Genomic DNA, 18,269 nt, shown 5'->3' on the forward strand with positions numbered 1-18,269 from the left:
TGCCACGCTCGCTCTCCCGGTGCCGTCTGACTCACGCCGACCCCCGCGATCGGCGGCGGTGGGCTATCCCTTCATTGGCCGTAGAACGCCCGATACCACTCGACGAAGCGCTTCACCCCGATTTCGACCGGCGTCTCCGGGGCGTAGCCGGTGTCCCGCATCAGCGCCGAGACTTCGGCTTCCGTGTCGGGCACGTCGCCGGGCTGCAGCGGCAGCAGGTTCTTCGTCGCGGTCTTGCCGGTCGCTTCTTCGATCAGCTCGATGTAGCGGGAGAGCTGCACCGGCGTGTGGTTGCCGATGTTGTAGACGCGGTAGGGCGCGGCGCTGGTGGCCGGGGTCGGGGCCAGCGGATCGAAGCCGGCATCCGGCCCCGGAACGCGGTCCAGCGTGCGGATGACGCCCTCGACGATGTCGTCGATGTAGGTGAAATCCCGCGTGTGCTTGCCGAAGTTGAAGACGTCGATCGGCTCGCCGGCGAGGATCTTCTTCGTGAACAGGAACAGCGCCATATCCGGTCGGCCCCACGGGCCATAGACCGTGAAGAAGCGCAGGCCGGTCGTCGGCAGCCGGAACAGATGGCTGTAGGTGTGCGCCATCAGCTCATTGGCCTTCTTGCTGGCGGCGTAGAGGCTGACGGGGTGGTCGACGCTGTCCTCGACCGCGAACGGCAGCTTGCGGTTGCTGCCATAGACCGAGCTCGACGAGGCGTAGACGAGGTGCTCGACGCCCTTGTGGCGGCAGGCTTCCAGCACGTTCAGGAAGCCCACGATGTTGGCGTCGATGTAGGCGCGCGGGTTCTCCAGCGAGTAGCGCACACCGGCCTGGGCCGCGAGGTTGACGACCCGCTGCGGCTTGAAGGCGTCGAACGCGGCGTCGAGGGCCTCGCGGTCCTCCAGCGAGGCCTTCACGAACGAGAAGCCGGCACGCGGCGTCAGCCGGTCGAGCCGGGCCTGCTTCAGGCGGACGTCGTAGTAGTCGTTGAGGTTGTCGTAGCCGAGGACCTCGTCGCCGCGGTCCAGCAGGCGATGGGCCAGCGTCGAGCCGATGAAGCCGGCAGCGCCGGTGATGAGGACACGCATCGGGAACTCCAAGAGGCCGCGTCATGCGGCCCGGAAGGGGGGATTCATCCAGTCTTGACACGATACCGCGCCCGGCTGGATTTTTGACTACTCCATCACACTTTTTGACAAGCCCGCGGCCGAGGAGGGCCCGGGCTGCCTCAGAGCCGGCCGTCCGCCGTGCCGTAGGGCAGGGCGCTCTTCACGTCGAACAGCACGCCGTCGGGCTTGCACAGGCCGCGGATCGCCGCCGGCCCCATGGCCTGGAACTGCCGGTGCGAGACGGCCAGCACGACGGCGTCGTAGTCACCCGCCTTCGGCGCTTCACGGAGCAGGTCCAGGTCGTACTCGTGCTTGGCCTCGTCCACGCTCACCCAGGGGTCGTAGACGTCGACGGCCATGTTGAAGCCGGCTAGTTCAGCGATCACGTCGGTGACCCGGGTGTTGCGCAGGTCCGGACAGTTCTCCTTGAACGTCAGGCCGAGCACCAGCACCTTGGCGCCGACCACGTGCAGGCCCTTCTGGCTCATCAGCTTCACCACGCGATGGGCCACGTGCGGGCCCATGCCGTCGTTGGTGCGGCGGCCGGCGAGGATGACCTCTGGGTGGTAGCCGATCTCCTGCGCCTTGTGGGTGAGGTAGTACGGGTCCACGCCGATGCAGTGGCCACCCACTAGGCCGGGGCGGAACGGCAGGAAGTTCCACTTCGTTCCGGCGGCTTCGAGCACTTCGAGGGTGTCGATGCCGAGGCGGGAGAAGATCTTCGCCAGCTCGTTCATCAACGCGATGTTGAGGTCGCGCTGGGTGTTCTCGATCACCTTGGCGGCTTCGGCCACCCGGATGCTCGAAGCTTTGTGGGTGCCGGCGCGGATGACGCGGCGGTAAAGGGCGTCGACCCGGTCGGCGATTTCCGGGGTGGAGCCCGAGGTCACCTTCACGATGTCCGGCAGGCGGTGCTGCTTGTCGCCGGGGTTGATGCGCTCCGGGCTATAGCCGCAGAAGAAGTCGACGTTGTACGTCAGGCCCGATTCGCGCTCGATCACCGGCACGCAGACCTCCTCGGTCGCCCCCGGATACACGGTCGATTCGAACACCACGATGTCGCCCTTGCGCAGGGTCTTGCCCACCGTGCGACTGGCCGAGAGCAGGGGGCCGAAATCCGGCCGGCGGGCCTGGTCGATCGGCGTGGGCACGGTGACGATGTAGACGTTCACGGACTCAAGATCCGCCAACGCCGTCGAATACTTCAGGAACTTCGCCGAAGCGAGTTCATCGGCATCCACTTCCAGGGTGTGGTCGTGGCCGCCCTTGAGTTCGGCGACGCGCGCGGCATTGATGTCGAAGCCGGTGGTGGGCAACTGCTTGCCGAATTCCACGGCGAGCGGCAGGCCGACGTAGCCCAGGCCGATGATTCCGATGTGAAGACTGTCAGGGTTTGTCATAGCTGGGGGGGATGGACTTGTGTCTGCAATGTGACCGGGTTCTCATAGTACCCGTCATGGGCTTCACCTTGGCTACACGCCTTCGTGATCCCAAAGCGACGATTCCGGACCCCACGAAGGGCACGCCGCCAGCAGCGGCGGGCTTTCGACGGCCCCCGACGGTTCCGGAAGCCCCCCAATGCATTTGCAGGAATTCACATGCGCTCCATCTCGGACGCCCTCCATCCCGCTCGCCGCTGGATTCTTTTCCTCGCCTCCGCCGAATTCGTCGCCCTGTTCCTGGCCTTCGAGGCGGCCGTCCTGGTCCGCTTCTTCGGCGACTTCGACCTGATCGACCAGGCCTTCGGCGGCAGCATGGCGCTGCGTGGCCTGGTGTTCGCCGGCGTGCTCATGCTGGCGATGACCTCGATGGGCCTGTACGCCACCCACAGCCGCGACGGTTGGAGCGGCCACGTCGTCCGCGCGCTGGTGGCCTTCTTCGCCGGCGGCCTGACCTTGATGGCGCTGCAGTACCTCACGCCGGTCGACGATATCGGGCGCGGTGTCATGGTGCTGGCCCTCGGGTTCGGTTTCGCAGGCGTGATGGTGGCGCGGGCTTTCGCCCTGCGCGTGGGCCAGGGCGAGCTCCTCCGCCGCCAGGTGCTGGTGCTCGGCGTGGGCGAAAAGGCCGACCTGATCCATTCGCGCCTGCGGCGCGACAGCGATCGCCGCACGTTCGGCATCGTGGGGTACGTCCCGGTGCAGGGCGATGCCGAGCGGGTGCCGGCCGAGTTGCGCCTGAGCCCCAGCGAGGGGCTGCCGGCGATGGTCGACCTGCTGGGCGTGGACGAGATCGTCGTGGCGCCGGACTGCCGCCGCGGCAGCCTGCCGCTGGACGAACTGATGGCCTGCCGCCTGCGCGGCGTCCACGTCAACGACCTGCACACCTTCCTCGAGAACCAGACCGGCCGCGCCCACATCAACGCGCTCAGCCCATCCTGGATCGTGTTCGATTCCGGCTTCGACCGCAGCGTCGTGCGTTCCGCCAGCAAGCGCGTATTCGACATCGCCTCCTCGTCGCTGCTGCTGCTCCTCGCGATGCCGCTGATGCTCCTGACCGCCGTGCTGATCAAGCTCGAGAGCGGCTTGAGCGGCCCGATCTTCTACCTGCAGGAGCGGGTCGGCGAGGGCGGCGAGACCTTCCGCGTGATCAAGTTCCGCAGCATGCGTACCGATGCCGAGCGCGACGGCGTTGCGCGCTGGGCGACCTCGAACGACGACCGCGTGACGCGCGTCGGCCGGGTCATCCGCAAGCTGCGCATCGACGAACTTCCGCAGGTCCTGAACGTGCTGCGCGGCGAGATGAGTTTCGTCGGGCCGCGCCCGGAGCGCCCGACCTTCGTCGAGCAGCTCGAGCGCGAGATTCCGTACTACGGCCTGCGCCACGCGGTGAAGCCCGGGATCACGGGCTGGGCGCAGCTGCGCTACGCCTACGGGGCCTCGGTCAAGGACGCGGAGGAGAAGCTCAAGTACGACCTGTACTACGTCAAGAACCAGAGCCTGATGTTCGATCTGCTGGTGCTGCTGCAGACGGTCGAAGTGGTCCTGTTCGGCAAGGGGGCGCGCTGAGCGCCATGCCGCTCAGTGGTGGTCTGGTGCCGGGAAGCTCGGGGTGTCGCCGACCGGTAGCGGGCGAAGTGCCGAGCTGTACCAGCCGGACACTCTCCCGTCGGTGAAGCGGACCTCGGACGGGCCGTACTCCCAGCGCTCGGCGGACCGGAACAGGGGAGGGCCGGCGAGGCGCTCCACCGCCTCCGCTTCAAGGCCAACCTCCAGGCGATCCGGCGGGAGGCCGATGCCGGCGGGGTGCGAAGCGACGGCGGGATTGGGTGCCGAGGCGTCCATGGCGCCCTCGTCGCCGGGACGATTGGGGCCGTCGCCAGGATGGGACTGCGGCCAGAGGATGAGGACGGCGGCGGCGATCGCCACGACGCCGACCACCCAGCGCGGCGAACCGCGCCGGACGGAGGGTGAGGGGCGTGGCACGGCGTCCCGGTGCCCGGGCAGGCGGCCGTGCCGCCGCTCGAAGGCCTGGAGGCGCTGGAAGGCCGCGTTCACTTCGGCCAGCTCCCGGTCTGCCTGCGGCCCGTTTCGGTCCGGATGCAGTGCCGACACCGCCCGGCGCCAAGCTGGCTTGAGGGCGTCAATCGGCGCACCGGGGGGCAGGCCCAGGCGGGTCAGGTCATCAATCGGGCGGAAGGGAGGGGACATGGTGCGTCAGGTTAAAAACTGTGACCTGATTCTCAGAATCGTCCGGAAGCAGCGTATCATCACTCCACCCCCACAACACGACAGTGCGCCCGGAAGCAGTCCTGTTGCCCCCCGGACGCCCAAGGAGCAGGGCATCCCATGTTGATTCAAGCCACCAGAACCCTATTCGTTCTCGCCGTCTTCCTGATGGCGTCGATGGCATGGGCGCAGGCCGAACGTGAGGACGCCGAACCGGCCTCCCCACCCCCGCCAGCCGAAGCCGCTTCCGGCGAGTTTTCCGATCTGTATCGGATCGGCGTCGATGACCGCCTGCAGGTCTCGGTATGGCGCAACCCCGAGCTGAGCGTGACCGTGCCCGTGCGCCCGGATGGGCGCATCTCCGTGCCTTTGGTCGGCGACGTGATGGCCGGTGGCCGGGCTCCGCAGGAAGTGGCCGCGGACATCGAGAAGCAGCTGGCCACCTACGTGCGCGATCCCAAGGTGGCGGTGATCCTGGTCGACCTCCGCAGCCATGAGTTCATTTCGCGGGTCCGCGTGACCGGTGCGGTCCGCCAGCCGGTGTCGGTGCCCTACCGCCAGGGCATGACCGTCCTCGACGCGGTGCTGCAGGCCGGCGGCGTCACCGACTTCGCCGCCGCCAACCGCTCGCGCCTGCACCGTCGCGACGCCGACGGTGCCGTGGAAACGCGCGATATCCGCCTCGGCGACATCCTCGACGGCGGCAAGCTGGAATCCAACCTCGACGTCCGCCCTGGCGACGTCATCACCGTGCCGGAGCGCGCGCTGTGAACCAACCGATTCTCCTGGAAGGACCCACCCGTCAGCCGGAATGGCTGCAGCTCCTGCCGGTGCTGCTGGCGGAGCTGCGCCGCCGCGTGTTCGGCCTGTGCATCGGCTTCGCCGCGGTGGCGCTGCTCGCCCTGATGGTGGGGCTGCTGGTGCCGAAGAAGTACGTCTCCGGCACGACGATCTTGGCCGGCGAGGCCAACATCATCACGCCCCTCATGGAAGGCCGCGCGGTGCCCACCGGCGTCGCCGACCGCGCCCGGATCGCCCGCGAGGTGATCTTCAGCCGCAAGGTGATGGGCGAGATCCTCGCCGCTGGCGGCTGGACCGAAGAGCTCGAGGACCCGATCGCCCGGGAACGGGCGGCCGAGCAGATCAAGCAGCGCACGCGGGTGTCCAGCCCCGGGGCGAACCTGATCGAGATCACCTACACCGACAAGGAGCCCGAGCGCGCCTTCAAGGTCGCGCAGCGCTTCGCCGAACTCTTCATGGAGGAGAGCCTGGCCGCGAAGGAGCGCGAAAGCCGCGAAGCCTACGAATTCATCGACTCCCAGGTCCGCGAGTACCACGCGAAGCTCACCGATGCCGAAGACCGGCTGAAGGAGTTCCGCGCCAGCAACCAGGATGCCGGCCCGGGCAGCGACACGGATGTGCGCACGCGCATCGCTGGGCTGCGCACCAGCATCGAGCAGGCGCGCACGGCCCTGTCCGAGCTGCGCATGCGTGAATCCTCGGTGCAGGGCCAGCTCAGCGGCGAAGCGGAAGTGAGCGGCGCCCGCACCCGCTCCGGCGAGATGCAGATCCGTCTCGCCGAATTGCAGGGGCAGCTCGACCGCCTGCGGCTCGAGTACACCGACGAGTACCCCGATGTGGTCCGACTCCGCCACCAGATCGACGACCTGCAGGACGCGATCGTCGAGGCCCGCGCCAGCGAGCGGAATGGCGAGCGCGACGAGGCCGCGGCCATGCGCAACCCGCTGTACCAGGAGCTGCGCTCCGACCTCGCCCGCGCGCGCAGCGATGCCGCAGGCCTCGCCGCGCGCATCACCGAGAACGAGGCCCTGTTGAGGCAGGAGCTGGATCGCGGGCGTCGGGTGGCGGATTCCGAAGCCGATCTCGCCGAACTGACCCGCGATTACGAGGTCAACCGCGACATCTACCAGGACCTGCTGCGTCGGCGCGAGAACGCCCGCGTGTCGATGAACCTCGACGCCGAGAAGCGCGGCCTCACCTTCCGCGTGCAGGAGCCGGCCGCATTGCCGCTGCAGCCCAGCGGCCTCCGCCTGATGCATTTCGCCCTCGCCGGCCTCGTGCTCGGCCTGCTGGCGCCGCTGGGCCTGCTGGGCCTTTACCTGTTCTACGACCCGCGTCCGCGCAGCGCCACCGCGCTGGCCAACCAGCAACCGTTGCCCGTGCTGGTGAGCATCCCGGAGTTCAGCACGGCGGCCGATCGTCGGCGCGACACGCTGCGTTGGGCGATGGGCGGTGGCGTGGTCGTCGCTTGCCTCGCCATCTATCTCGCGGTCGCCATCCAGAAAGGGAGTTTCGCCTGATGAACGCGCTGACTACCGGACGCGGCACGCTGCAGGCGCTCATGGCCGACAAGGCCGTGCCGGCCCCCTTCAATCTCGCGCAACGGCAGGCTCGCCGGTTGGTGGGCCACGACATGGGCGACCCGCGGCCCGCGGATGCCTTCCGCGACCTGCGAACCCAGCTGCTGTCGCGGTCCCGGACCGATGGCCTCGTGATCCTCGTGGCTCCGGTTCGTCGCGGCAGTGGTGGCAGCTTTGTCGCCACCAACCTCGCGGCGGCCATCGCCCTCGACGAGAGCCGGGTCGCCATCCTGGTCGACGGCAACCTGCGCGCGCCCATCCTGCACGAGCGTCTCGGCGTGACGCCCGAGCGCGGCGGCCTGGTCGACCTGCTGGAAGGGCGGGTCGAGGACCTGCGCGACGTGGTCTACCCGACGGCCCTGCCGCGCCTGCTGCTGGTGCCCGCCGGTGAGCGTCGCGAGGCGTCCGGCGAGCTGCTGGCTTCGGCGCGCATGCGCCAGGCCATCGAGGACCTGCGCAATTCCGGCGAGCGCGTCACCGTCGTGCTCGATGCGGCGGCCGTCAGCAGTGCGCCCGATGCGCGCATCGCGTCGGATTTCGCCGATCTCGCCGTGCTGGTCGCAGGCTACGGCCGCGACACCGCGGCGGCCGTCAGCGATGCCAGCGCCGTTTTCGATCCCAGTCGCCTCGCCGGCGTCGTCTTCAACAAGGTGCCCTGACATGACTACGCTCCTTCGCAACACGCTGGGTGTGGTCGGTCTCGTCGCGGCGGCCGGCGCCCAGGCCCAGGCGGCGCCCGACGGCCTCAACTGGCGCCTCGGCCTCTCGGTCGAGCACAGCGACAACATGGCCCGCCGCCCGGTCGCCGTGTCGGACACCGTGATCGCGCCGACGCTGGCGTTCGCCTACCTGATGCAGGGCGCGCGCGGCGAGTTCGAAGCGGCCGGTAGCGCGACCTACCGGCACTACCAGCAGGAGCGTTTCGACGACGAGCTGCTTCAGCAGATCGGCCTCGACGGCCGCTGGGTGCTGGCGCCTGAGCGGCTTTCGTGGGCGCTGCAGGCCGTGGTCACCGACCAGCCGGTGAATCCCTTCGGCGTCGATGCCCCGGACAACCGCCAGCGCACCCAGGTGCTGGTGACCGGCCCGACGCTGGCCGTCCGGCCCTCGACCAACGTGCGGCTGCTCGGCGAACTGCGCTTCATGGACACCGGCGCGGAACTCACGCCGGAGTTCGACGGGCAGCGTGCCGCTGCCGCCGCACGGCTGCTCTACCAGCGCAGCCCGCTCACGGCCCTCTCGGCGGAGTTCGAGAGTGTTGACGCCCAGTTCGATCGCGCGGGAGTCGCGCCGGACTATCGCCGCGACAACGCCTTCGTCCGCTATGCGGGCATGGGCGCCCGCGGCGAGTGGAATGCCGACGTCGGCTACAGCCAGGTGCGCTTCGATGACGTGGTGGCCGGATTCGCGCGGAAGCAATCCTCGCCGCTGGCCCGCGTTCGCTTGACGTATGCCCTGACCGAAATCACCCGCCTGGAGGCGGATCTGCAGCGCGGCTTCGGCGACAGCGTGCAGGATCTCCTCGACGGCGCGCCTCGCGCGGCCGACTACGCGCTGCCGATCGGGCGTGCGGCGCTGAGCGATGCCACGCTCTCGCCGGATCTCTTCGAGGAGACCGGGGCGCGTCTTGGCCTCTCGCATCGCTCCGAGGCCACCTATCTCCGCGTCGATAGCCGCTGGCGTCGCCAGGAGTACCTGCGGGCCACGGGTCTCGACCAGACCATTCGCGGCTTCACGGTATCCGCCAACCGCCAGGTGCGGGCGACGTTCTCGCTCGGCGCACAGGCCGGCGTGGAGTGGCGGCGCTTCGGCGCGATCGAGCGCCGCGACCGCGATTCGCGCGTCGCCCTCATCGCGAACTGGCGGACCTCGCGGCGCACCGGCCTGAGCTTCGAGCTCAGCCATGGCGAACGCAGCAGCACCGAGGCGCAGCAGGTGTTCGACGACAACCGCGCGCTGGTCACCTTCAACCTGGTGCGTTGATGCCTCCGGCGCTCGCCCTGATGTTCCATGGCGTCGATGGCCCGCGTTCTCGGGCCGTCGGTTATGCCGCGGACGCGCACTACACGGTCGATGCCATGCGCTTCGCCGCGATGCTCGACGCCCTGCGCGCCGCGGGCTGCACGCTGGGCGCAGCGCGCGACCTGCTCGATGACACCACCTCGCCTCAACCGGTCTGGTTGACGTTCGACGATGGCGACGCCAGCAATGCGCTCGAAGCCCTGCCATTGCTCGCCGAGCGCGGCCTGAATGCCGATTTCTTCATCACGCCCGCGCGGGTCGGGCGACCGGGATTCATGGGGTGGGCTGAGCTGCGCCAGATGGCGGCCGCGGGCATGAGCCTGCAGTCGCACGGCCACACGCACGCCTACTTCACGCACCTCGACGCAGCCGCCCTGCGCGAGGAACTGCGCGTCTCCAAGGACCAGTTGGAACAGGGTCTCGGCCAACCCGTGACCTTGCTGGCGCCGCCCGGCGGGCGTGTGCCGCGCGGCCTCGTGCCGCTCGCTCGTTCGCTCGGTTATCGCGCGGTGCTGGATTCGACGCCGGGGCTCGTGGCCGGGCGCGATCTCTCCCGTCCGCTGCCGCGCGTCGCCGTCACCGCCGGGCATGCAGTGGACACCGTCTCGGCCTGGGCCACGGGTGGCCCGGCCGCGCTGCGTCGCCTGCGGATGCGGCATCGGGTCCTGGCCACCGCGAAAGCGGTGCTGGGCGACGAGCGTTACGAGCGTTGGCGCGGCCGGGCGCTGGGAGCGACGGCGTGATCCTCGCGGCTTGGGCCGTGCTCGCGGGCTGCCTGCTCGTGCTCGGGTGGACGTATGTCGGCTACCCGGTCTGGTTGCTGGTGATGGCGCGCCTGAGGCCGCGGCCGGTGGCACCGCGCCAGTGGCAGCCGCACGTCACGGTCTGCATGGCCGTGCACAACGGCATGGCCCACCTCGACGCCAAGATCGACGGCCTGCTGGCCCATGACTATCCGGCCGATCGGTTGGACCTCGTCATGGTGTCCGATGGCTCCACCGACGGCACCGGTGCCCGCCTGCGCGAGCGGAGCGGGGATCGCTTGGTGGCCATCGATGCCCCGGTGCGTCGCGGCAAGACGGCCTGCCTCGCCGATGCGATCGCCCGCGCCCGCGGCGACGTCCTGCTGTTCACCGACGTTCGGCAGCGGCTGGCGCCGGGCAGCGTGCAGGCGCTCTGCGATGCCTTGGCCAGTGGCGGACTCGCTGCGGTCAGCGGGCAGCTCCGGCTCGAGGATGCCGGCGGCTATGCGCAGGCGGTCGATGCCTATTGGAAGTACGAAACCGCGATCCGCCGCGCCGAAGCCGCCACCGGCTCGGTCGTGGGCGTGAGCGGCGCGCTTTATGCCGTTCGCCGGAACGACATGCCGGCGCCGCCGCCGGGCTTGGTGCTGGACGATGTCTGGGTGCCGATGCGCATCGCCGCGAACGGCGGAAGGATCGGCCTCGAGACCGCTGCGGTCGCGTTCGACCGCGCGTCCGCCAGCGCCGCGGTGGAATCCGCGCGCAAGCGCCGGACGCTCTCCGGCAACTGGCAGCTTCTGGCGCACTGGCCCGCGATCACCCTCCCGGGACGGCATCCGCTGGCTTGGCGCTTCATCCACCACAAGCTGCTGCGCCTCGTCGCTCCGCTTTTCCTGCTCGGTGCCTTCGTCGCGAACGCGGCGTTGCTGGGGCAGGGCAAGCTGGCGATCGCACTGTTCGCTGCGCAGTGCGCCGCTTATGCCCTCGCCCTGGCCGGCTTCCAGTGGCCGGCGCTGCGGGCGCTGCTGCCGGTGAAGCTCGCGTCGGCCTTCCTCGAAATGAACGCCTACGCCGTGCTGGGCTTCATCGATTTTCTTCGCAGCCGTGACGCCCACCTCTGGGCCGCGGCGCCGTCCGTCATCCCCCCGAGCCCCCCATGACCGTGAGTCGCTCCACGCCGACGCCCGACCGCGTCCTTTATCTCGTCTCGCTGTTTCCCTGCTGGTCCGAGACCTTCATCGTCCGCGAGATCGAGCGCTTCGTGGAGCGCGGCGTCGATGTCCGCATCCTCTCCCTGAAGCCCCCGTCCGAGAGCCTGGTGCAGAAGCGCGCCGAAGCCCTGATGGACCGCGTGATCGGCCCGCGCCATCCGCTGGTTGAGCTGCCGACCGTGTTCCTCGAGGTGCTGCGTCACCCGATCGCTGTGCTCGTCGTCGCCGCGCAATTGCTGCTTGGCCTGTGGAAGCAGCCCGCCGCCCTCGGCAAGAGCGCCGTCGCGGTGTGGCGCGGCCTTGCCGCGCTGCCGGCCATCCGCCGCTTCGACCCGCAGTGGCTGCATGCGCACTGGGCCACGTACCCGTCGACCGTCGCGTGGGCGCTTTCGAAACTCACTGGCGTGCCGTTCTCCTTCACCGCGCACGCGCACGACATCTTCGTCGAGGACCAGTTGGTCGCTCCGAAGCTTGCCGATGCGGCGTTGGCCGTGACGATTTCCCGCTACAACGTGCGGTACCTCGCCCGTTGGGGGGCGGAGCAGCTCGGCGAGCGCCTGCAGGTCGTGCATTGCGGCGTCGATTTCGCCGAGCTCCCGGAGAACCTCGATGGCCGCGCCGACGACCATCTCGTCACGGTCGGCCGGCTCGACCCGATCAAGGGCTTCGACACGTTGATCCCCGCGCTGGGCCTGCTGAAGCGACGCGGCGTCTCCTTCCGCTGCACCGTCATCGGCGAGGGCCCGCAGCGTCGTGAGCTGGAGGCGCAGATCGCCGCGGAAAACCTCGCCGACCGCGTGGCGCTGGTCGGCGCCAAGCCGCAGGAAGCCGTGCGCGCCGCGTTGAACGACGCCACCGTGTTCGTGATGCCGAGCGTCACCACGCCCGAAGGTAACCAGGACGGCATCCCGGTGGCCTTGATGGAAGCGATGGCGACCGCCGGTGCGGTCGTCAGCACCCAGGTCTCGGGCATCCCGGAACTGGTGCACCACGAGCGCAACGGGCTCGTCGTGCCGCCGGGCGACGCCCGCGCGCTGGCGGACGCCCTGCAGCGCCTGCTGGGCAACGAAGCCTTGCGCCATCGCCTCGGCCTTGCCGCGCGTGCGCTCGTCGCCGCCGAGTTCGATGCCCGCCACGAGGCCGACCGGCTTTTGGCGCAGATCGGCGTCCGCTGCGTCGCCCCGGAGGCGCTCGCCCATGCGCGCTGAGCGGGTGCTGGTCGTCACCGACGAAATGGAGGTCGGCGGCAGCCAGCGCCAGATCGTGCACTTGCTGCGTGGTTTGCACGCCCGTGGCCGCCATGCCGAACTCCTGTATTTCCGCGAGCGCTCCCACCTCGTCGACGCCCTCGAGGCCGATGGCGTGCCGGTGCATCGCATCGACAAGCGCGGTGCCATCGATCCGGCCTTCGTGCTGCGCCTGCAGCGCTTCCTTCGCGCGGGACGGTTCGATGTCGTGCACGCGTTTTCGATCACGGCGGAGCTCTGGGTGCGCCTTGTCCTTCCTTTCGTGCCGGGCTTGCGGCTCGTCAGTTCGGTGCGCGGCCTCGGCCTGGCGGGCCCGGACTGGCACTGGCGCGCCAAGCGCTGGATCGTGCAGGGCTCGTCGGCCGTCATCTCGAACACGCGCGCCGGGGCCGAACTCGTGGCTCAACGCTGCGCCGTTCCCGTCCATGGCATCGACATCGTGCCGAACGGGCTCGAACTCCCGCCGCTGCCCGCGGCGGCGGATCGCGAGGCGGCCCGTCGCGACCTCGGCCTGCCCCATGGCGACACGCTGCTGCTCTTCGTCGGTCGTCTGGTGCCGGAGAAAAACCTCCCCCTGCTGATCGACGCCGTCGCCCGGATGGCACCGTCCCGGCGCCCTCGGGTGTGGCTCGCTGGCGAGGGCCCGGAGCGCGGCCGTGTCGAGACCGAAATCGCGCGGCACGGGCTCGGCGAGGTCGTGCGCCTGCTCGGCGAGCGCAGCGACATCCGTCGCCTGATGCATGCCGCCGACCTGCTGGTGCTGCCGTCCCGTGAGGAGGGCCTCTCCAACGTGCTGCTCGAAGCCATGGCCAGTGGCCTGCCGGTGATCGCCACGGCCGTGGGCGGCAGCCCGGAACTGATCGACGATCGCGTCACCGGGCGCCTGCTGCCCAGCGACGACGCCGCGGCGCTGGCGGCCACGATCGCGGCGCTGGCCGACGACGCCGAGGAGCGGCGTCGCCTCGCCGCGGCGGCGCGCGCGCAGGCGGAGGCGCGCTTCACCTTGGGCGCGATGGTGGAGCACACCGCGCGCATCTACGACCGCTGCATCGTCGGCGGGAAGGTGGCGGCATGAGCGCGTCGTCGCTGGCGGCGACGGCCGATGCTCCGACCCAGGCGCTCAACGGCGTTCTCGACGTTCGCGTCGCGCCGGGTCCGACGGTCGCTCGTTGGCTGGTCGGGCAGGGCGCGGGCGTGGAGGCCGTGGCTGCCGGCTTGGCATCGCTCGAAGGCGCTGGGGCCGTCCACGGTTTTGGCGAAGGCCGCGTGCGGGTCTTGCAGGACGGAGACATCACGGTCGTCGGGGTCTTCGACCTGCTGCTTGGCCGGGCCGAGGACGCCCTGCAGGGCGTCGATCTCCGGCCGTGGATGGATTGGCGCGGACGCTTCGCTTTCGTGCGCAACGATCGCGCGAGTGGCGAGTGGTGCGCCGTGGTCGACCACTTCGGCACCGTGCCGCTGTTCCACACCGCCAAGGGCGAGCAGCTGCTGGTGGCCTCGCACCTGAAGCCGCTGCTGCGCGCGCCTTGGGTGGCGCGCCGCGCCGACCCGGCAGCGGTGTTCCATTTCCTAAACTTCGCCTGCATCCCGGCGCCGCTCACGATCGTCGCCGACGTGCAGCGGCTTCCGCCGGCCAGCCTGCTGCGCTGGCGTGCGGGACAGGGGCGCGTGGAGCGTTGGTGGCGCCCGGCGTATGCCGAAGACCTCGATGGCGACGCGACGACGCTCGCAAGCGGACTCCGCGAGCGGCTGGTGGCCGCCGTACAGCGTTGCCGGCCCGCGTCGGGAACGCGCTGGGGCACCTTCCTCAGCGGTGGCACCGACAGCTCCAGCATCACCACCGTGCTGGCGCGTCAGGTGCCGGGCGAGGACGTGCACAGCTTCTCCATCGGCTTCGCCGAAGCCGGTTTCGACGAACTGGAGTTCGCCCGCATCGCCGCCTCGGCCTGCGGGGCGCAAGGCCATTTCGGCAGCATCGACGAAGCCGAAACGCTGGCCGTGCTTCCGCACCTCCCCGAGCTGTTCGACCAGCCCTTCGGCAACGCCTCCGCCGTGCCGACGCTCGCCTGTGCGGCGATGGCCGCCGCGGACGGTCGCTCGATCCTCGTGGCCGGTGACGGCGGCGACGAGATCTTCGGCGGGAACGAGCGCTACGCGAAAGACATGATCATGCAGCGGTGGTTCGAGTTGCCGAACGCGGTGAAGACGCTGGGTCGCGTGATCGGCCGCACCGTCGGCGGCAGCTCAAACCGCTTCCTCAACCGCATCGACAACTTCACGCGTCGCAGCAGCCTGCCGAACCCGGACCGGTTCTACACGGACGATGCCTTTGCCTCGGAGTGCTTCGACGAGCTCCTGACCGCCTCGTTCCGCTCGTCGGTGACGGCCGATCTCTCGCTGCAGCTGTTGCGCGGGATGTACGCGGGTTGCGACGCGCGCAGCGAACTGCATCGCTTGATGGCGCTCGATCTCGAGCTGGCCATCGCGCAGAACGATCTGGTCAAGGTGGACGGCGCGGCCCGGCATGCCGGCGTCACCGTCCGCTTCCCCTACCTCGATGCCGACCTTGTCGCCTACACCGGTCGCCTGAAGGCGCACTGGAAGGTCAGCGGCATGGAGAAGCGCGTGCTGTTCAAGCAGGCCACGGTGGGGATCCTCCCCGATGCCATCCTCAAGAAGCCGAAACAGGGCTTCGGCTTGCCGATCAGCGTGTGGATGCGCGATCGTCCCGCGTTCCGTGAATGGCTGCGCGACCTGCTGCTGTCCGAGCGCACCCGTCAGCGTGGCTGGTTCGAGCCGGCGTACGTCGCCGACCTGTTCAATCGTCATCAGGCCGGAGGCTGGGACTACTCGGCCCACCTCTGGTCCCTCGCCGTGCTGGAGCTGTGGGTGCGCAACAACCTCGAAGGCGACGTGCCGTGAGCCTGTCGATCCTCATGCTGCTGGAAGGGCAGTTCCCGGCCATGGGTGGTGCCGAGCGCCAGGTGGAAACGCTGTCGCAGGCGCTTGTCGGCCTCGGCCATTCCGTTACCGTCGTCGTCCCCCGCGTCGACAGTTCGCAGAAGTCAGGCGCCTCGCGCCACGGTGGTCTCGACGTGTGGCGCGTGGGCTATCCGCCCCTCCGATGGATCGGTTCCCTGCTGTTGATGGTCCGCCTGGCGTGGCTGCTCTTCGCGTGGCGCCACCGTTACGACTCCATCCACGTGCACATCGCCCACAACATGGGCGCCGTCGCCAGTGTGATGGGGCGCCTCCTCGGCAAGCCGGTAGTGGTGAAGTTCTCCGGCTGGTGGGAGCAGGAGAAGGGCTGCCTCCGCCCGCATGGTGGGCCCGGCGCCGCGCTGGCGCGACGGATGCTGCGGCAGGCCACGGCCGTGCAGGCGATCAGCACGCGCATCTCGCGCGACCTCCAGGCGGTTGGGTTCGACCCCTCGCGGATCCACTGGCTGCCGAACGGCGTCAAGACGGCGCGCTTCGAAGGCATCACGCGGCCCGAAGCGGGAAACACGCCGCCGACCGTCGTTTTCGTGGGCCGGCTCGTCCCCGAGAAAGGGCTCGACAGCCTGCTGAGGGCGTGGGCGACGTCTCGCCGTCCGGGCTGGCGACTTCGGCTGGTCGGTGGCGGCGGCGAGGATGCAGCGCTGCGGGCGTTGGCCGCCACGCTCGGTGTCGCCGACAACGTCGATCTGCCCGGCCCGAGCGACGCGGTGGAGCGTGAACTCGCGAGCGCCGACGTTGGCATCCTGCCGTCGCGTTTCGAGGGGCTCTCGAACACCCTGCTCGAATACATGGCCGCCGGCCTTCCCGTCATCGCCACGCGCATCAGCGGCAGCGAGGACCTGGTGATCCCCCGGCGCAACGGCTGGCTGTGCGAGGTCGATGACGTCGCTGGCCTCGCCGCTGCCCTCGCCGAGGCGATGGACCTGACGCCCCAAGCCCGTCGTGCCATGGGCGATGCCGCACGTGCCGACGTCCTCGCCAAGGCCTCCGTGCCGGCCGTCATCGCCCAGCTGATGCCGCTCTACGCCGGGGAGACCGCCTGATGTGCGGCATCGTCGGTTTTGCCGCGGCCCCGGGCCGCGTGGCGCCGGAGGCCCGGGTGGGCGAAGCGATGAACAGCGCCATCGTGCATCGCGGTCCGGACGACGGTGGCGTGCATCGCGAGGACGCCGTGCTGCTGGGCATGCGTCGGCTCGCCATCATCGATCTCGGCGGTGGCCACCAGCCGATGGCCAGCGCCGACGGCCAACGCGTGCTGGTGTTCAACGGCGAGATCTACAACTTCCGCCGGCTGCGCGCCGAGCTGCTGGCGCTGGGGCACCGGTTCCGTACCGATTCGGATTCGGAAGTCATCCTCGTCGCTTACGAGGCCTGGGGCGAAGCCGCGGTCGCGCGGCTGGAAGGCATGTTCGCCTTCGCGCTGTGGGACCGGGCACGCGGCCACCTGCTGCTGGCCCGCGATCGCCTCGGCAAGAAGCCGCTGTTCCTGTGGGAGGGGCCCGATGGCATCGGCTTCGCCAGCGAACTGAAATCCCTTCTGGCGCTGCCCGGCTTCCGCCGTGACGTCGACACCTCTGTCCTGCCCGGCTACTTCGCCTTCGGCTACGTGCCGAGTCCGAAGTCGATCTTCCGCGATGTCCGCAAGCTGCCCGCCGGGCACTACGCCGTCTGGCGCGACGGCCGGCTGCGCGAGGAGCGTTACTGGGCCCTCGATTTCTCGCCGACGTTCCGTGGCAGCGAAGCCGAAGCCGTCGAACAGCTGCACGAACGCCTGCAGGCATCGGTCGACGACCGACTCGTCGCTGACGTGCCGTTCGGTGCCTTCCTCAGCGGCGGACTCGATTCCAGCGTCGTTGTCGCCCTGATGGCGCAACGCATGACCCGGCCGGTCAAGACCTTTTCGATCGGCTTCAAGGAAGCGCGATACAGCGAGTTGAGCGGCGCCCGTCGCGTCGCCGACATCCTCGGCACCGAGCACCACGAGCTGGTGGTCGAGCCGGAGGCCACCGAGCTGATCGAAACGCTGGTCTGGCATCTCGACGAACCGTTCGCCGACTCCTCCGCGCTGCCGACCTTCCTCGTTTCCGAACTCGCTCGTCCGCACGTGAAGATGGTGCTCTCGGGCGACGGCGGCGACGAAGCCTTCGCGGGCTACGAGCGCTATCTGAAGTTCCTCGCGCTCGAACGCCTGGGACCGCTGCGCGGCCCCGCGGCGCTTGGTCTTCGTGCGGCCGGCGGCGTGCTGCCGGGGCTGTTCGGCCAGCGCCTGCGGCGCATCGGCCAGCGCCTTGGCGAGCGCTTTCCCGACAGCTACCTCAGTGGCGTGGCGCTCTCGCGGCCCGACCAGATGCGTGCGCTGCTCGGCCCGGCAGGCGCGGAAGGCTACGCCTCGCTGCATCCGCTGTTCCCGCCCGGAGATACCCGGCCGATGATCGATCGCATCGTCGACGCCGACATCCGCAGCTACCTGCTGGACGACATCCTCGTGAAGCTCGATCGCATGACGATGGCGGCCTCGATCGAGGGCAGGGCGCCTCTGCTCGATCATCGGGTGGTGGAGTTCGCCGTTCGGCTGCCTGCGCACCTCCGGATTCGCTCCGGACGCGGCAAGCACGTGCTGCGCGAAGTCGCCCGGCGCTGGCTGCCGTCCGACGTGCTGGACAAGCCGAAGCAGGGATTCGCCATCCCTCTGCCGGAGTGGTTCCGCGCGAAGCTGGGCGCGATGGCCGGCGATGTCTTCGCCAGCCGCGCGTTCCGCGAACGGGGCTGGGTGCAGCCGGCGATCGTGGACGGCTTGCTTGCCGAGCATCGCAGTGGCCGCGCCGACCACGCCGAGCCGCTGTGGCAGGTGCTGGTGCTGGAGCTGTGGGCGCGTCGCTTCATGGACATGCCCTGAC

General features: G+C 69.6%; 15 protein-coding genes. 12 read left to right on the forward strand and 3 right to left on the reverse strand.

The features are described from left to right. Positions 1-71: 71 nt before the first annotated feature. Together O9280_RS04600 and O9280_RS04605 are read right to left on the reverse strand one after the other, a co-directional pair. A complete protein-coding gene (locus O9280_RS04600; protein WP_298339386.1) occupies positions 72-1,079 on the reverse strand; it encodes an NAD-dependent epimerase in 1,008 nt (335 codons plus the stop codon). A 140-nt stretch (positions 1,080-1,219) separates the two neighbouring features. Beyond that, a complete protein-coding gene (locus O9280_RS04605) occupies positions 1,220-2,500 on the reverse strand; it encodes a nucleotide sugar dehydrogenase (protein ID WP_298339390.1) in 1,281 nt (426 codons plus the stop codon). Positions 2,501-2,698: 198 nt separating this feature from the next. Here O9280_RS04605 and O9280_RS04610 point away from each other — a divergent pair, with 198 nt between their 5' ends. After that, complete coding sequence (locus tag O9280_RS04610) at positions 2,699-4,108, forward strand: TIGR03013 family XrtA/PEP-CTERM system glycosyltransferase (protein WP_298339393.1); 1,410 nt, start codon at positions 2,699-2,701, stop codon at positions 4,106-4,108. 12 nt (positions 4,109-4,120) lie between these two features. Here O9280_RS04610 and O9280_RS04615 read toward each other — a convergent pair whose 3' ends face one another. Next, entirely contained in the window at positions 4,121-4,750 is a 630-nt protein-coding gene (locus O9280_RS04615; RefSeq protein ID WP_298339396.1) for a J domain-containing protein, read from the reverse strand. Positions 4,751-4,888: 138 nt separating this feature from the next. Here O9280_RS04615 and O9280_RS04620 point away from each other — a divergent pair, with 138 nt between their 5' ends. The 11 genes from O9280_RS04620 to asnB are packed head-to-tail and all read left to right on the forward strand — an operon-like array spanning position 4,889 to position 18,268. Beyond that, entirely contained in the window at positions 4,889-5,539 is a 651-nt protein-coding gene (locus O9280_RS04620) for an XrtA/PEP-CTERM system exopolysaccharide export protein (RefSeq protein WP_298339399.1), read from the forward strand. Further along, complete coding sequence (locus tag O9280_RS04625) at positions 5,536-7,089, forward strand: XrtA system polysaccharide chain length determinant (RefSeq protein WP_298339401.1); 1,554 nt, start codon at positions 5,536-5,538, stop codon at positions 7,087-7,089. The genes O9280_RS04620 and O9280_RS04625 overlap by 4 nt, the downstream gene beginning before the upstream one ends. Continuing rightward, positions 7,089-7,808 (forward strand): CpsD/CapB family tyrosine-protein kinase, encoded by a 720-nt coding sequence (locus O9280_RS04630; protein WP_298339403.1) that lies wholly within the window; start codon positions 7,089-7,091, stop codon positions 7,806-7,808. Before O9280_RS04625 ends, O9280_RS04630 begins: the two co-directional genes overlap by 1 nt. 1 nt (position 7,809) lies before the next feature. Then, positions 7,810-9,132, forward strand: a complete 1,323-nt coding sequence (locus tag O9280_RS04635; RefSeq protein WP_298339406.1) for a hypothetical protein — start codon at positions 7,810-7,812, stop codon at positions 9,130-9,132. Next, positions 9,132-9,914: a polysaccharide deacetylase family protein gene (locus tag O9280_RS04640; RefSeq protein ID WP_298339409.1), complete on the forward strand. Its 783-nt coding sequence runs from the start codon at positions 9,132-9,134 to the stop codon at positions 9,912-9,914. Before O9280_RS04635 ends, O9280_RS04640 begins: the two co-directional genes overlap by 1 nt. Next, entirely contained in the window at positions 9,911-11,074 is a 1,164-nt protein-coding gene (locus O9280_RS04645; protein WP_298339414.1) for a glycosyltransferase, read from the forward strand. Before O9280_RS04640 ends, O9280_RS04645 begins: the two co-directional genes overlap by 4 nt. Next, entirely contained in the window at positions 11,071-12,333 is a 1,263-nt protein-coding gene (locus tag O9280_RS04650) for a glycosyltransferase (RefSeq protein WP_298339417.1), read from the forward strand. Before O9280_RS04645 ends, O9280_RS04650 begins: the two co-directional genes overlap by 4 nt. Then, positions 12,323-13,447 (forward strand): glycosyltransferase, encoded by a 1,125-nt coding sequence (locus O9280_RS04655; RefSeq protein WP_298339420.1) that lies wholly within the window; start codon positions 12,323-12,325, stop codon positions 13,445-13,447. Before O9280_RS04650 ends, O9280_RS04655 begins: the two co-directional genes overlap by 11 nt. After that, positions 13,444-15,294, forward strand: a complete 1,851-nt coding sequence (locus tag O9280_RS04660; RefSeq protein WP_298339423.1) for an asparagine synthase-related protein — start codon at positions 13,444-13,446, stop codon at positions 15,292-15,294. The genes O9280_RS04655 and O9280_RS04660 overlap by 4 nt, the downstream gene beginning before the upstream one ends. Continuing rightward, positions 15,291-16,415: a glycosyltransferase family 4 protein gene (locus O9280_RS04665; RefSeq protein WP_298339425.1), complete on the forward strand. Its 1,125-nt coding sequence runs from the start codon at positions 15,291-15,293 to the stop codon at positions 16,413-16,415. Before O9280_RS04660 ends, O9280_RS04665 begins: the two co-directional genes overlap by 4 nt. Beyond that, positions 16,415-18,268 carry an asparagine synthase (glutamine-hydrolyzing) gene (gene asnB, locus O9280_RS04670; protein ID WP_298339427.1) on the forward strand — a complete coding sequence of 618 codons (1,854 nt, stop codon included), beginning with the start codon at positions 16,415-16,417 and terminating at the stop codon, positions 18,266-18,268. Before O9280_RS04665 ends, asnB begins: the two co-directional genes overlap by 1 nt. The last annotated feature ends 1 nt before the right edge of the window (position 18,269 follow it).

This window comes from Silanimonas sp. (assembly GCF_027531545.1).
Taxonomy (GTDB): Bacteria; Pseudomonadota; Gammaproteobacteria; order Xanthomonadales; family Xanthomonadaceae; genus Silanimonas.

Bases quoted from the DNA above. Each gene is read 5' to 3' on its own strand.
- O9280_RS04640 (WP_298339409.1), top strand. From the start codon at position 9,132: ATGCCTCCGGCGCTCGCCCTGATGTTCCATGGCGTCGATGGCCCGCGT.
- O9280_RS04635 (WP_298339406.1), top strand. From the start codon at position 7,810: ATGACTACGCTCCTTCGCAACACGCTGGGTGTGGTCGGTCTCGTCGCG.
- O9280_RS04660 (WP_298339423.1), top strand. From the start codon at position 13,444: ATGAGCGCGTCGTCGCTGGCGGCGACGGCCGATGCTCCGACCCAGGCG.
- O9280_RS04655 (WP_298339420.1), top strand. From the start codon at position 12,323: ATGCGCGCTGAGCGGGTGCTGGTCGTCACCGACGAAATGGAGGTCGGC.
- O9280_RS04650 (WP_298339417.1), top strand. From the start codon at position 11,071: ATGACCGTGAGTCGCTCCACGCCGACGCCCGACCGCGTCCTTTATCTC.
- O9280_RS04620 (WP_298339399.1), top strand. From the start codon at position 4,889: ATGTTGATTCAAGCCACCAGAACCCTATTCGTTCTCGCCGTCTTCCTG.
- O9280_RS04600 (WP_298339386.1), bottom strand. From the start codon at position 1,079: ATGCGTGTCCTCATCACCGGCGCTGCCGGCTTCATCGGCTCGACGCTG.
- O9280_RS04610 (WP_298339393.1), top strand. From the start codon at position 2,699: ATGCGCTCCATCTCGGACGCCCTCCATCCCGCTCGCCGCTGGATTCTT.
- O9280_RS04605 (WP_298339390.1), bottom strand. From the start codon at position 2,500: ATGACAAACCCTGACAGTCTTCACATCGGAATCATCGGCCTGGGCTAC.
- O9280_RS04615 (WP_298339396.1), bottom strand. From the start codon at position 4,750: ATGTCCCCTCCCTTCCGCCCGATTGATGACCTGACCCGCCTGGGCCTG.
- O9280_RS04630 (WP_298339403.1), top strand. From the start codon at position 7,089: ATGAACGCGCTGACTACCGGACGCGGCACGCTGCAGGCGCTCATGGCC.
- asnB (WP_298339427.1), top strand. From the start codon at position 16,415: ATGTGCGGCATCGTCGGTTTTGCCGCGGCCCCGGGCCGCGTGGCGCCG.